Source organism: Flavisolibacter ginsengiterrae DSM 18136 (assembly GCF_059568575.1).
In genome coordinates, this window is sequence record NZ_JCANTR010000020.1 from 1 (window position 1) to 15186 (window position 15186).

Annotated in this window: 13 protein-coding genes, 1 tRNA gene and 1 rRNA gene; 1 reads left to right on the forward strand and 14 read right to left on the reverse strand. The window is 42.4% G+C overall.

What is annotated here, in order from left to right:
- Positions 1-65 precede the first annotated feature (65 nt).
- The 14 genes from BP74_RS17335 to BP74_RS17400 all read right to left on the reverse strand — a co-directional run bounded on the left by BP74_RS17335 (position 66) and on the right by BP74_RS17400 (position 14146).
- Positions 66-1597 (reverse strand): 16S ribosomal RNA (locus BP74_RS17335).
- A gap of 573 nt (positions 1598-2170) precedes the next feature.
- Complete coding sequence (gene truA / locus BP74_RS17340) at positions 2171-2935, reverse strand: tRNA pseudouridine(38-40) synthase TruA (protein ID WP_496375995.1); 765 nt, start codon at positions 2933-2935, stop codon at positions 2171-2173.
- Between the two features lies 1 nt (position 2936).
- Positions 2937-4382 carry a hypothetical protein gene (locus BP74_RS17345; protein ID WP_496375997.1) on the reverse strand — a complete coding sequence of 482 codons (1446 nt, stop codon included), beginning with the start codon at positions 4380-4382 and terminating at the stop codon, positions 2937-2939.
- Positions 4383-4979: 597 nt separating this feature from the next.
- Complete coding sequence (locus BP74_RS17350) at positions 4980-5159, reverse strand: hypothetical protein (RefSeq protein WP_139256494.1); 180 nt, start codon at positions 5157-5159, stop codon at positions 4980-4982.
- A gap of 99 nt (positions 5160-5258) precedes the next feature.
- On the reverse strand, positions 5259-6044 hold the full coding sequence (locus BP74_RS17355; protein WP_496375999.1) for a TPM domain-containing protein: 786 nt from the start codon (positions 6042-6044) through the stop codon (positions 5259-5261).
- Between the two features lie 3 nt (positions 6045-6047).
- Positions 6048-6506: a TPM domain-containing protein gene (locus tag BP74_RS17360; protein ID WP_496376001.1), complete on the reverse strand. Its 459-nt coding sequence runs from the start codon at positions 6504-6506 to the stop codon at positions 6048-6050.
- On the reverse strand, positions 6506-7144 hold the full coding sequence (locus tag BP74_RS17365) for a LemA family protein (protein WP_496376003.1): 639 nt from the start codon (positions 7142-7144) through the stop codon (positions 6506-6508). The genes BP74_RS17360 and BP74_RS17365 overlap by 1 nt, the downstream gene beginning before the upstream one ends.
- Positions 7145-7231: 87 nt before the next feature.
- Complete coding sequence (locus BP74_RS17370) at positions 7232-8422, reverse strand: phosphoglycerate kinase (protein ID WP_496376005.1); 1191 nt, start codon at positions 8420-8422, stop codon at positions 7232-7234.
- A gap of 153 nt (positions 8423-8575) precedes the next feature.
- Complete coding sequence (gene gap, locus BP74_RS17375) at positions 8576-9589, reverse strand: type I glyceraldehyde-3-phosphate dehydrogenase (RefSeq protein WP_496376007.1); 1014 nt, start codon at positions 9587-9589, stop codon at positions 8576-8578.
- 132 nt (positions 9590-9721) lie between these two features.
- Entirely contained in the window at positions 9722-11002 is a 1281-nt protein-coding gene (dctA, locus tag BP74_RS17380) for a C4-dicarboxylate transporter DctA (RefSeq protein WP_496376009.1), read from the reverse strand.
- A 299-nt stretch (positions 11003-11301) separates the two neighbouring features.
- A tRNA-Glu gene (locus BP74_RS17385) sits at positions 11302-11373 on the reverse strand.
- A gap of 116 nt (positions 11374-11489) precedes the next feature.
- A complete protein-coding gene (locus tag BP74_RS17390; protein WP_496376011.1) occupies positions 11490-12071 on the reverse strand; it encodes a DUF4136 domain-containing protein in 582 nt (193 codons plus the stop codon).
- A gap of 102 nt (positions 12072-12173) precedes the next feature.
- Positions 12174-13577 carry an MBL fold metallo-hydrolase gene (locus tag BP74_RS17395; RefSeq protein ID WP_496376013.1) on the reverse strand — a complete coding sequence of 468 codons (1404 nt, stop codon included), beginning with the start codon at positions 13575-13577 and terminating at the stop codon, positions 12174-12176.
- A 59-nt stretch (positions 13578-13636) separates the two neighbouring features.
- Entirely contained in the window at positions 13637-14146 is a 510-nt protein-coding gene (locus BP74_RS17400) for a DUF4442 domain-containing protein (RefSeq protein WP_496376015.1), read from the reverse strand.
- Between the two features lie 153 nt (positions 14147-14299).
- On the opposite strand from BP74_RS17400, the gene BP74_RS17405 reads away from it, so the two are divergent.
- The gene (locus BP74_RS17405; protein WP_496376017.1) at positions 14300-15172 is read left to right on the forward strand and encodes a DUF6263 family protein; all 873 of its coding nucleotides are present in this window, start codon (positions 14300-14302) and stop codon (positions 15170-15172) included.
- The last annotated feature ends 14 nt before the right edge of the window (positions 15173-15186 follow it).

A 15186-nucleotide genomic window follows, 5' to 3' on the forward strand; every position in this document is an offset into this window, starting at 1 on the left:
GATGGAAACAACAGCAAAGTAAGTCAATGTTACCTCTTGGGCGGACCCAGAGGAACGTGCTCTAAAAAGGAGGTATTCCAGCCGCACCTTCCGATACGGCTACCTTGTTACGACTTAGCCCCAGTTACTAGTTTTACCCTAGGCGGCTCCTTGCGGTTACCGACTTTAGGTACACCCAGCTTCCATGGCTTGACGGGCGGTGTGTGCAAGGTCCGGGAACGTATTCACCGTATCATTGCTGATATACGATTACTAGCGATTCCAGCTTCATGGAGTCGAGTTGCAGACTCCAATCTGAACTGAGAGGCGTTTTTTGGGATTGGCTCCTTATCGCTAAGTGGCAGCCCTTTGTACGCCCCATTGTAGCACGTGTGTAGCCCTGGGCATAAAGGCCATGATGACTTGACATCATCCCCTCCTTCCTCGCGTCTTACGACGGCAGTTTCACTAGAGTTCCCAGCGTTACCTGATGGCAACTAGTGATGGGGGTTGCGCTCGTTGCGGGACTTAACCCAACACCTCACGGCACGAGCTGACGACAGCCATGCAGCACCTTATAATCTGTGTATTGCTACAAAATGAGCTTTCACCCACGGTCAGACTACATTCTAGCCCAGGTAAGGTTCCTCGCGTATCATCGAATTAAACCACATGCTCCACCGCTTGTGCGGACCCCCGCCAATTCCTTTGAGTTTCAACCTTGCGGTCGTACTTCCCAGGTGGGATACTTAATGCTTTCGCTCAGACACACACTGTGTATCGCGTATGTCGAGTATCCATCGTTTAGGGCGTGGACTACCAGGGTATCTAATCCTGTTTGATCCCCACGCTTTCGTGCCTCAGAGTCAATATTCGTGTAGCGAGCTGCCTTCGCAATTGGTGTTCTATGTCATATCTAAGCATTTCACCGCTACATGACATATTCCGCTCACCTCCACGGTATTCAAGATAGATAGTATCAACGGCAGTTTCCGAGTTAAGCTCGAAGATTTCACCACTGACTTACCTACCCTCCTACGCACCCTTTAAACCCAGTGAATCCGGATAACGCTTGCACCCTCCGTATTACCGCGGCTGCTGGCACGGAGTTAGCCGGTGCTTATTCTTATGGTACCGTCAATCGGGAAGGAATTCCCGGGTTTCGTCCCATATAAAAGAAGTTTACAATCCAGAGGACCTTCATCCTTCACGCGGCATGGCTGGTTCAGACTTGCGTCCATTGACCAATATTCCTTACTGCTGCCTCCCGTAGGAGTCGGGCCCGTGTCTCAGTGCCCGTGTGACTGGTCGTGCTCTCACACCAGTTACTGATCGCAGGCTTGGTGGGCCGTTACCCTCACCAACTACCTAATCAGGCGCACGCCCATCCAAAACCGCCGGAGCTATACTAATAAAGTGATGCCACTCCACTAGGTTACGAGGTATTAATCCGGGTTTCCCCGGGCTATCCCCCAGTTTTGGGTAGGTTGCGTACGTGTTCCGCACCCGTTTGCCGGTCGCCATCAACTGTATTGCTACAGTCATGCTGCCCCTCGACTTGCATGTATTAAGCCTGCCGCTAGCGTTCATCCTGAGCCAGGATCAAACTCTCCATTGTAAATGAGTTTTGATACTGACTATTAAATTCTCAAATTTTGAAAAATTAACGAGTCAATTTCGAATTTTATTCGCTTGACTTACCTTTTGAGTTGCAGATCCCCTCACTAAAAAGAGATCCGCAATGCTGTTGCTTCCAAACTTTCAAAGAACTTGCTCCAATCCATAACCCCTAAAGGCTACTTCAAAAAGCTTTGGCAGATGATAAGATTTCGAATCTTATAAGGCCCTAATGCCTCACCTGTATTTATTCTAAAGAGCTACTAAAACCTTGTTTTTTTTCGGACTGCAAAGATACGGTTACTTTACTATTCGAGCCAAATTTTTCAGACTTAAAATTCACAAAAAACTGTGAAGGAAATTTGTGTGATTTTACCGTGAACCGTTCGATCAAAAAGCGGGTGCAAACATAAGTAAGTATTTGACAACCAACAAATTAATTTGCAATCCTACTGCTAAAAAAATGTAAAAGCATTTTACATTTCCTGCCGTAATTCATGACCGATTTTTTAAGAGCGGATGCAAAGATAAGGGGCATTGGTTATTCCTTCCAAATCATTTGAAAAAATATTTCCTAAATAGCTTTCAAATGCAAGCCCGGTGCAGGAAAATAGTTTTGCTGAAACGCCACTTTTTTTAAAAACAAACCCGTCGCAGGTACTGAATAACCGCATTTAACCTCGTTATGAAAAAAGCTTTTAAATTGCTCCAGGGTAAGTTGCCGCCTGCCCACTTTCAACATGGAAGCTGTAAGCAAACGAACCATACCCCTTAGAAAACGGTTTCCTTCTATATTATATAGTATCTCCTCACCTTCCCTATTCCATTGGCTAACCGTGATCCTGCAATTAAAATTCTTCACCTGGGTATTGGTCTTACAAAAAGCAAAGAACCTTGTCTGCTCCTTAACCATTGCTGCTGCCTGTTCCATAAGGCCAAAATCAAGCTTATAAGGAAAGTAGTAGGAAGTGCTTTGAACAAAGGGATCTTTAAATCGGTGAATACGATAGACATATTCGCGGCTTATGGCATCAAAGCGGGAATGCGACTCCGCAGGCATAAGGTATATATTCCTGACAGCAATATCCCGCGGTAATATGGCATTCATCTTATAAACAAACTGCGGGTTTATCGTTCCATCATAATCAAAATGAAAAAAATTCTGCAGCGCATGCACACCTGAATCAGTCCGGGATGAACCTGTAAGGTTCACATTGTCTCTATGGAGCACCTGGAATGCCTTCTCCACCTCCGACTGGATAGTAACAGCATTTTCCTGTACCTGGAATCCACTATAGGCAGTTCCCTTGTAAGAAAGTTCTATAAAATACCGTGACATACTATTCACCTATTAAAGCCTTGAACCTTCTTGAGTAATAATCATCTTTGATCTCTGACTGAAGTGAAGGGAAATTTTCTCGATCTGAAACATGCATATAAGCCGCATCAAAGAACAGGTATTTACCGGCAGATGTCAGGAATAAGGAACTGAGGTATTTTACCTGTTCGGTTGTATAGCATTTATTCTTAAAAGACTTCATGGCCTGTTCTACCATTAATTCATCCGATTCTTCACTGGCCATATTCTTACGCAGTTTGAAGAAATCAGATTCTGAAGCCTGGGCCCGACATTTTGGTTTGGCCGGAATGATGCCTCCAACTGATCTCTCTGCCTTAGATGGCTCATCCTTCGTAATCAATTCTGCAGGTTTTTCTGTTATTGAGTTATCCTTCGTTATTGACTCTTCTTTTGTTACAACAGGATCTTTGGAAGGTGACTTTTCTTTTATGGTCTCTTTTGATGGTTCAGGGTCCTTCTTTACTTCCATAAAGGCAACATCAGGGTTTTTACCGGTATCCGTTTCTTTGAATACGATCTTTGGATTAGGTATCAACATCCGAATGGTATCTACCTGGCCACCATCCGCATCAAAATACACTAAACCAAAGCCTTCGGAAGTAGAACTCTCCGAGTATTTTTTAATAACGGACTTCTTATATATTTCCACCCCAGGTAATGGGTTAGAGGCTGAACCAGTTTCGCCTGAACCAACTCCTTGATCTTTCTTAATCTCAGGTTGTACTAAAACTTCTGCTTTTTCTGAAACCGGTTTATCATCACCTGCTTTTTGCTGAGTAGGTAAAGCTGTGGCATCTGTGTTCTTCAAAACACTGTCCTTTCCCAAACTTAGTGCTTCTGCAGTACTATTCTGAGATGCAACAGGAGTGGTTGATTGTGGGGGTTCAGTCGTGGATGTTTCCTGGACTATGGATTTATCTGTTGTCTTAGCAGCTTCGACCTCTTTCTTTGGAACCGTAACTACCGGAGGATCTGCTTTTGAGAATACAGGCACCATTAATAATGAAGAATCGTTGGACGCTTTTGATAACATAGAACTGAATGCATCCTTTCTTGGTTCGTAAGTTACATTGGCAGTACCTGGCATATGAACCGGGTTTACAATAATTTGGCTCTGAAGGTCAGCCAGTTGCAATTCGCTTTCCCCGGTTTTTATGGAGTAGCCATGATCATTACCCTGAACCATCAATTGAAATCTTGATTCATTGCCCCCCTGGGAAGGAATGCCAATGAATAGAGTATAACTGCTATCAGACAGGTTGGGGAAAATCAGGTATCCAGGTGAAGAAGAGCTATAGATCTTATCTCCCAATCTCACATAAAAAGGAATGCCGTTTTCCGATTCCAGGTAGATAAAGTATTGCTGTTGAGCGAATACGGAATGAAAAAGAAAAAACAAAAAAGAAGAAAGGAGCAATCTTTTCATGTGTCTCAAAATTAATGGAATTCCATGTACGCCTGTGTTGGCATGAAGCTAAATGTAAAAAGGGAAAGATTAAACCAAAAACCAAATGTAAAAATGAAAAAAATGAAAAAAGTTCACCGAAACGATCCCTCTATCAACAAAATCTGAACTCCTGATTTTTTAATGCCCTTATGTAGGAATCTATTTTAAAGACGCTCACAAATGAACTATATAATGATTATACCTGAAATTTTACATTAGAACGAAAGAGCAGCCAGGCACCTTAAACCGCCCAAATTCCACTATACTCCAATATAATCCCATACATCTGCCATAGACCTTCCATAGATGTCCCAATGCTTATATAGTTGGGACATCTATGGAACATCTATGAGACATCTATGGAACATCTATGGGATATCCCTGCTTTTGTTTGTTTTGTAACACTTTATTATGCGCCTATTTACTTGTACAAAGCTATTAACCGGCGATCCGCACTTCCTCATGCATTATGATAGTTCTTAATTGTTTTCTGGAACACTTATGATATCTAACACCTGAAGCAATAAAAAAACGGCCCCGGGGCCGTTTTTACTGTATCTATCCTCTTAAATAATATTATCCCATTGCGTGCTGTCCGAGTCTTTCTACCTTGCCTAGCCCATCGTTCATTGTCCTGTAGGCATCTTTTGCACTGTTTTCAATAGTTTTCTGATCCGAATTTCGGTTTCTCAGGTATAAAATCACGCCTGCTGTAGCTGCCCCAACGGCTGTAGCCGCCATTAATATCTTTTTCATACGCTTAATTTGGATGTTGTTGTACAATTCATGTACCAGCATTCCTAAAACAATAAAGACCTGCAATGCAGGTCTTTAGGAAAAAAGTTAATCAGTTATTTACCATCCACCACCAGCGCCGCCGCCACCGCCACCGCCGCCGCCAAAACCACCAAATCCTCCTCCCCCAAATCCACCACCGCCGCCGCCGCCGAAGCCGCCGCCTCCAAAACCACCCGGGAAGATGACGGGTCCGCCAAAGCCCCTGTAACCGCGCCTGGACATAAAGCCACCACCCCTGTTACTTCCACCGCCAAACATATTAAATATGAAAATGAGGATAATAATTGCAAGAATGATCTTCCCTATACTTATGCCTGACCCTTTACCCCTGTCAGCATAACCTTCAGGAGCCTTATATTCCCCGGCCGCAGCCTTGAATATGGAAGAAGTAGCATTATCAAATCCCCGGTAGTAATTACTTTCCCTGAAATTGGGTAAGATATCCTGGTCGATAATGGACTGTGCCGTAATGTCAGGGATAACCCCCTCCATGCCATAACCTGTGGCTATCCATATCTTTCTATCTGCTATGGCAGCAAGGATGACAATACCATTGTCCTTTTCCTTATTGCCTACGCCCCATTTCCTTAAAATGCCCAATGCCACATCATCAATGGCATAGTCATTAGTTGACTGGATGGTTACGACAGATATCTGGTTGGAAGTGCTGTCATCATAAGCTACCAGCTTCCTTTCCAATGTCTCTACCTGTTCAGGGGTCAGCACATGGGCAAAGTCATTGACAAGCCTGGGAGGGTTGGGTCGTTCGGGAATTATCTTATCAATCTGCGCAAATGCATTCACGCAAAGGACAAGAGATATGATCAGTAATAGTTTCTTCATTCTTTACCTGCCAAAAACAATTTCATCGGGCAGTTCATTTTTATCGGTGTCCTTATTATAGGGGAAGTAGTGTTGTAAAGCCTGGCCAAGGTCTGTTACGGCCAGGCTAATACCTTCGGCAAGTTGTTCATGTTTGAACCGCTGCAGCATTTTCAGCACTTCTGTTTGCCAGTATTGGTCACCCACTTTCTGGTGAATGCCCTGGTCTCCAAAAATAGCTGCCTGCTTATCTTTTATGGCCACATAGATCAATGTAGCATTACGCTCCTCTGTTTCGTCCATTTCAAGTCTGAAGAAGATCTCCTTAGCCCTGTCCAAAGCATCCATGAACCGGCATTTGGATTCTATAAATACCCGGATCTCTCCACTGGTATTTTGCTCCGCCTGTTTAATGGCAGCTACAAGTCTTTGTTTTTCTTCTTCAGTGAAAAACTCCTTTTTCTTTTGCCAGGGTAATCTCACTACTTTCTGGTTGTATCGAAGTTTGTGGATGGAGCTTTTTGTGGTTCACCAAAATCTACATTTGGTGCATGCTCTGAACCTGCATCTGCTGTGAAACCAGTTCTAGGTTTGAAACCCATGATTCCTGCAAATATGTTAGTTGGGAATGAGCGCACCTTTGTATTGTACGTTTGTACGGCATCGTTAAAATCATTCCTTGATACCTTTATGCGGTTCTCCGTTCCTTCCAGTTGTGTTTGTAGGTTTCGGAAGGCATCGTTGGCCCTGAGGTTTGGATATTGCTCCACCGTAACCAGCAACCTGCTTAAAGAACCTGATAGCTGCGCCTGCGCCTGCTGGAACTTTTGGATATTATCGTCAGTCAGGTTATCGGGATTGATCTGCATGGATGTAGCCCTTGCTCTTGCATTGATCACATCATTCAGCGTTCCACGTTCGAAATTAGCCTCACCTTTCACCGTATTTACCAGGTTGGGAATAAGGTCTGCCCTACGCTGGTAGTCACTTTGCACTTTGTTCCAGGCATTTTTTACTGTTTCATCCTGGCCTACCAGGTTATTATAACTGCCGCATCCTGCAAAAACAAGAACAACGACCAGTATCAAAACGATCCAAATGACCGGGCTTGTACTTCTCATGTTGTAAAATTTAGATTTAAGTTAGTTTAAAAGTAAAGATGAGTTCAATCAAATTATGCACCATGTTCAAATGATGCTATTTTGACATCATTTCATTGCGGCTATACCTGGCAGTTCCTTTCCTTCAAAATATTCGAGCATAGCTCCCCCGCCTGTTGATACATAACTTACTTTGTCAGCAAATCCAAACTGGTTGACCGCTGAAACACTATCTCCACCACCTACAAGTGTAAAGGCGCCTTTTTGCGTAGCATCAGCTACTGCCTGGGCTACACACCTGGTACCATGCTGGAATTTTTCCATTTCAAATACACCCATCGGACCATTCCACAACACTGTTTTAGAATCGTGAATAACTTTTGTGAACATGTCACAAGCAAGTGACCCAATGTCCAACCCCATCCATCCGTCAGGTATGGTGTTACTCAATGCAGAAGAAATCTCCGCATCTGCCGCAAATTTATCGGCAATGATAGAATCTGATGGCAGGTGGATATTAACCCCTTTAGCTTCAGCTTTCTTTAATAAATCTGCCGCTGTATCAATACGGTCTTCTTCTACAAGAGATTTGCCTACCTGACCACCCATAGCCTTAAAAAACGTATAGGCCATGCCACCACCGATGATGATATCGGTAGCTCTTTCCAATAAATTCTCTATGATCAGGATCTTATCAGAAACCTTAGCTCCGCCAATTATGGCAGTGAATGGCTTCTCGGAGCTATGCAACACTTTTTCAGCGCTGGCCACTTCACTGTTCATGAGCAGGCCAAACATTTTATTTTCCGGCGGGAAGAATTTGGCAATGATAGCTGTAGAAGCATGGGCCCTGTGAGCGGTTCCAAATGCATCATTGACATATACATCTCCCAGTTTTGATAATTTCTCAGCAAAAGCCTCATCTCCTTTTTCTTCCTGCTTATAAAAACGCAGGTTCTCTAACAGAAGCACCTCTCCCGGCTTCAAAGCTTGTGATTTCTGAATAGCTTCCTCTCCAATGCAATCATTGGCAAACTGCACATCTGTACCAAGCAATTCGCTCAAATGCTTTACCAGGTGCTTTAATGAATACTTTTCCGTAGGTCCTTCTTTTGGACGTCCAAAATGGGACATAAGTATAACGCTGCCACCATCTGAAAGGATCTTTTTGATGGTAGGCATAGCTGCTTTCATTCTTGTATCGTCAGTAATATTGTAATTTTCGTCAAGGGGCACATTAAAGTCAACCCTTATCAATGCTTTCTTCCCGTTAAAATTATAATCTTGAAACTTGCTCATGAATCTTATGTTTTGGAAATATCCTTAAAGTTAAATGCAAAATGAATGGCAACCAGCCTTCACTGGTTTCCTTTTAATTTTCTTCCAGGGAAAGTTTCAGTTGCCAAATAAAAAACCCCGAACATTCATTCGGGGTTTTCTTATAAGGAGTTCTTATTTTTTAATCAGCGTAGCAAAATAATGAACAGTACGTACCAATTGTGATACATAGCTCATTTCGTTATCGTACCAGCTAACTGTACGAACCAATTGCGTGTCTCCCACTGTCTGTACCTTGGTTTGAGTAGCATCGAACAAACTTCCATAGGTAATACCTACGATGTCGCTACTTACGATCTCGTCCGTGGTGTAACCAAAGCTTTCATTGGAAGCTGCTTTCATAGCGGCATTCACTTCTTCTGCTGTGGTCTTTTTACCAAGAATAACTGTGAGTTCTGTTAATGATCCTGTAAGGGTAGGTACACGTTGTGCAGAACCGTCCAGCTTTCCTTTCAGGCTTGGCAAAACCAGGCCGATAGCCTTGGCAGCACCAGTGCTGTTTGGAACTATATTCTGAGCAGCTGCTCTTGCCCTGCGCAGGTCACCTTTTGGATGCGGCGCATCCTGGGTGTTTTGGTCGTTGGTATAGGCGTGAACCGTTGTCATTAAGCCATTAACGATTCCATAAGTATCTTCCAACACCTTGGCCATTGGGGCAAGGCAATTGGTAGTACAGGAAGCGCAACTGATGATGGTCTCAGAACCATCAAGGATGTCGTGGTTCACATTGAAAACGATTGTTTTGAGGTCACCGGTTGCAGGAGCAGAGATCACTACTTTTTTAGCACCGGCAGTAATGTGGGCTTCAGCTTTTGCCTTATCGGTGAAGAAACCTGTACACTCCAACACTACATCCACCTGGTGAGTTCCCCAGGGAATTTGTGCTGGGTCCTTCTGCGCATATATCTTAATCTCATTACCATTAACAATAATGGAGTTGTCAGTAGATGTAACTTCCTGGCTAAAGCGACCCTGTGCAGAGTCATATTTTAATAAGTGGGCTAATACTTTAGGGCTGGTCAAATCATTGATGGCTACTACATCAATTCCTTCCATATCATGTATCTGGCGGAAAACCAGGCGGCCAATCCTACCAAAACCATTAATGGCAACTTTAACAGTACTCATATTTCTAAGTTTAAATATTTAAAATGCGGGGCGAAGTTAAAGAAGTTTACGGTTTCCGCTATGACGATTCTCAACCCAATGACTGCCCCCGCTCATTTCTATTTGAACGCAGATGTATTACTCCGGTAATATTTAATCTGTTACGGGCTCGCCAACGATCCTTGCATGGGTGTGCCTGTGTTCAACGATCTTCTTATAGAGAGGCATATTAATAGCATTTTCACTTTTAGCTATAATGACAGTGGCTACCGTATTGCCAATCATATTAGTGATGGCCCTGGCTTCGCTCATAAAACGGTCCACACCGATCAACAGAGCCAGCCCTTCAACAGGGAGCACTTTCATGGCAGTAAGTGTGGAGGTGAGTACCAGGAACCCGCTGCCGGTGACACCTGCAGCCCCCTTGCTGGTAATGATCAAAATACCAATGATGGTAAGCTCCTGTCCAATGGACAGTGGAATATGGAATACCTGCGCCAGGAAGATCACTGACATACTTAAGTATATTGTGGTGCCGTCCAGGTTGAAACTATACCCTGTAGGAATGAGCAGTCCTACTACTCCTTCTTCGCAACCAGCTACCTCCAGTTTCTGTATCAGGTTGGGAAGCACTGATTCGCTACTGCTTGATCCAAGAACAATTAAAATTTCGGCTTTAATGTAGCCCAACAATTTCCAGAGGCTGAAGCCATAAAACCTTGCTATGGCATTAAGTACGATAAAGATGAAAAGAAAAGAGGTAAGGTAAAAGGTTGCCATCAGCTTACCTAAAACAGCCAGGCTCCCAAATCCAAATTTACCAATGGTATAAGCCATCCCGCCAAAGGCACCTATTGGACTTAGTTTCATGATGATCCTGAGTATATTAAATAACACTTTATTGATCTTTTCGAAGGTCAATATAATGCTCTGACCCGGACCTCCTAATTGCTTCAATCCAACACTGAATAATATGGCAAAGAACAATACTTGGATGATATCACCTTTGGCAAAGGCATCTACAATATTGGCTGGAACTATATGCGAAATAAAATCGCCCCAATGCATAGCCGCGGCATCGGCTGAATATTTGGAAATATCAGCGGCTGGAATATTTTCAGCAGCAATACCCACACCTGGTTTCACTACGTTGGCTACTACGAGTCCTATAATCAGGGCAATTGTAGTCACTACTTCAAAATAGATAAGGGCCTTGACACCTACCCTCCCCACTTTTTTAAGATCCCCTGCGCCTGCGATACCAGCAACAACCGTAAAGAATATTACAGGTGCAATGACCATTCTGATCATATTAATGAAGGTATCGCTGATCAATTTTGCCGCCGGGGCAAAGGAGGGAATGCTATAACCAACAATAACGCCGGCTATGATACCCATAAGGACCTGGAAATAGAGTGAGCGCAGGTATTTCATGCGTATCAATATTAAGAATTTTCAGGAGATGAGATCAGAGAAATAATGAGAGCCAATTATTAAAACTGCTGCTGGAGTTAAGTGTATTATTATAAAAAGTTCTCTTAATTGTTAGGATATGTTGGTTGTGCAATTGTAGAAAGTTTTTGGATTCTGTTGCATGCCTGCTTAATCGCATGAAATTTTCCAAATAATGAAAAAGTTTCCTTTAATTGATTTTATCTCAATGATCAATAAATAAATCATCAAGACTTTATAAAAACAGATATCCCACGCTTATGGCGTGGGATATATCCTTGTACCGCGTACGGGATTCGAACCCGTATCACCACCGTGAAAGGGTGGTGTCCTAACCCTTAGACGAACGCGGCTCGTTTTTGGGAGTGCAAAGATAGGACTGGGCGTATTTGCTTCCAAAATATTTTTCAATAAAAATCCCGCTTACCAAATCAATGGCAAGCGGGATGAATTTCATAGGAAAAATTTCTTAATTCTTCGCAATATCAAACTTGCGGAAGATGCTTTTCACTCCATTCTGAATTTCCTTGCTGGTAAGATTCCGGCTATTGACTTCATCAGTGGTCCAACCCTGCCAAATGGTTTTATCTGTTTTAGCATCGATCAACCTGATGGTGATAGTTCCTTCTTTTACCTGCTGCTGGTCGTTGTCATAACCCATAAACTGGGACGGATAATACACAGCTATATACCTGCGGGAATAAGGATTGTAATAATAACGGGTATAGGGTTGAGAATAAACCGGGTTACTTTGTTCCTTTACCCCTCTTTCCACCAGTATATCATATGTTAATAAAACATCTGGTTTCCTGGATTCCTTCCACCCTGTCTTAGCCATTTCATTATTAACAGCTTCTTTAATGATTCGTTTAGTAAGATCTGATACTTTAACATTTGAATCATTTTTTGATTCTTTTGTTTCTACCCACGCATAGGAATGATAATTATTGAAGTTGACAGTTTTGTCCTTTTCAACGTGGGCCACGCTGGCACAGCCTGCCAGGAGCAGACCGGAAAGAGCAGCTACGCTTAAAAGCTTCATGATTTTCATAGATAGTTCTCCTTGTTTTTATATGCTATAGACGTCAAAAACTATGCATGTATTATAAAGGAGATGTGAAAGTTTTAAGCTGTCAGCAGGCTTTCTTAACATTTAAGTGAGCCCTATTTCAAAATGTCGCTCCGGTATCTCTACATCTTGGAAACCTTTCTTTATCAGCCGGTCCCTGAAAGGTACCTGCACATCATATTCACCATGCACCAGGAAAAGCTTTTGCACATGAGATGGATCCTGGCAAGCCAGCCATTGGGAAAGATCCTCATAGTCTCCATGAGCACTCATGCTTTTTATAGAACCGATCTCGGCATGCACTTCGTGCTGTACGCCAAAGATCCCCACCTCCTTTGCGCCGGCCATTAAACGTCCTCCTAAAGAATTCGGTTCGCAATAACCGGTTAGCAATATGGCATTATGTGAATTTTCAATATTGTTGCTGATATGATGCTTGACTCTTCCGGCCTCGGCCATGCCACTGGCAGAGATGATTACACAAGGTTCATTCCTGTAATTAAGCAATTTGGATTCATCAACTGATTTTATATAATGAAGCCCATTGAACATAAAAGGATCACTATCGCTTTGCATCACACGCTGAATGTTTTTATTGAAATAGGAAGAATAATTTTTAACAAGATCAGTCACGGCCATGCTTAAAGGACTATCCAGGAAATAATCCAGTTTAGGGAGGCGGTTTTCCAACTCCAGCTGATTCAGGGCATAGAGGATCTCCTGTGTTCTGCCAAGGCTAAACGCAGGAATGATCAGCTTTCCTCTTTTCTCTATACAGGTTCTTGTGATCCAGGAAAGTAGCATGTCTACAGATGTATGAACATCCTCATGCAAACTATTTCCATAGGTTGATTCCATAATAACATAATCCGCCTGGGGAAATGTCTGTGGTGATTTTAAAATGACATCCCGGTATCGCCCCACATCGCCACTGAAGGTTATTTGCCTGGTAATACCATCCTCAGTTATCCGTACATGCACGCAGGTGCTTCCAATTATATGTCCCGCATCTGTGAACATGGCCTCTACACCATCCAATACCGGGAACCATTCACCATAACTTCTTTCCTGGAAAAAGTTTAATGCTTTCTTCGCATCTTCTATTGTGTACAAAGGTTGTTGAAAGGGTGTACCCTGCGCCAGGCTGCCTTTATTATGATACTTGGCATCGTTCTCCTGAATCTCGGCAGAATCTTCCAATAAAAGGGCAGACAATTGTTTGGTCGCATCCGTACAAAATATTTTACCTGCAAATCCTTCTTTTACCAACTTGGGAATCAAGCCCGAATGATCTATATGCGCATGAGAAAGGATCATGGCTGTTACCTCTGAAGAATTAAAACCAAACGTCCTGTTCAGGGAATCTGTGTCCTTGCCCATACCCTGGAACATGCCACAGTCTAATAATAGTTTTTGACCATTTTTTAAAGTGATCAAATGTTTAGATCCGGTTACAGTTCTTGCAGCGCCGTGAAATGCGATCTTCATATAGTCAATTTAATGGATGATGTATAAAAATAACAAAATGATGCCACCGACTATGGCAATCAGGTATTCTTGCTTTTAAATGACCAGGTGATCCAGAATTCGCATATTAACTCCCTACTTTCATTATAGCCGCAAGATAGAATACGGATAGACTGGCTTTCTTTGGTCTTTGTTGCCTCGTGAATAGCATTTGTTATCTCCTGCCCGTTATTGCAAACAAACAAAGTAAGTCCCGTAGCTTTTTTATAAAACTTCCCTTCCAGGCCTGTTACCAACATGGAAATTGCAGGAGACCTTTTGTAAGTATTGGCCATTGCCAGGATGCCGGTGCTCATTTCTGCAGCCATAGCAAGGCAAGCAAAATAGGTAGATCGAAAGGGATTTTGCGTAAACCATTTATAGGGAACTGTAACCGAGCAATTGTACCCGGAAAGTTCCTTTACCCTTAGCCCTGAAAAATAAGCAGCAGGAAGTCTTTTGAGCAGGAAAAATCTGAACTTCAATGGATTGTTGATTAAAGCAAGAAATGCAGCACTGCTGTTAGTGGCTGCATTCATTTCATTATTCATGTCTTAAAGATATTGCTCTTTCAATTGTCCCGGACAAAATGGATTGAATGAAATATTGTTTGCTATTTCTATGATAACTAACATCCTTTAAGTTAGTTGATGCATCCATAATCCAAATTATTTCGTCATTTTTGGAAGTAATAAAAACAAAGAATGAAAAAAGTACTACTGGTTGCATTTATAGCGCTTTCAATTAACAGCTTTTCACAAAAAGTGACAGGCAAGCTTAATTTCCCAAAAAGCCAAAAACTGGAAATGGTAACTGAAACCAATAAGTCGGCTACCATGGAACTTATGGGTCAGTCCATGGAATCAACTGTAAACTCTAAAATGACAGAGGTATTTGATATTACTGGAACTGATAGCAATGGGGCAAACATTGAACACAAAGTAAAACACCTTGTTTTTACTGCTAATGGCATGGGAAACTCTCAAAGTTTTGATTCTGAAAAAGAAGAAGACCGTAAAGGCGAGATGGGGAAGATCATGGAAAAGAGCCTGAAGAATAAATATACCATGTCAGTAGATCCTACAGGAAAGATCACTGCCATCAAATTAGATGATGATAACCCTAATGGTACAAAGAATGAAAAGACGGACGCTATGGCTGAACTGGCCTCGACACAACTTGGCGTAACATTAGGTTTACCTAAGCAAGGCGATGCGAGCATATTTAAAATATTGCCGGAAAAAGAAATAACCATTGGTGATTCATGGACCGATAGTTCATCTGCCAATGGCCAGAAAAGAAAAACTGTCTATACTGTAAAAAGTATAACAGATAAAGAAGTAACGCTTGATTATACGGAAGATATTAATGTAAATACCACACAGGAGATCATGGGAACACAGGCCAGCATAAAATCTGACGATAAGGTTACAGGCCAGGTCATAATTGACAGGGCAACCGGCATTTTAAAACAAAAGACGGCTACCATGAACACTACTGCTACGATGGAAGCACAGGGAATGAGTATTCCTTCAACAGGTAAAACAACCATTACAGTTACGGTAAAACCTGCCTAAAATATATTCCTATA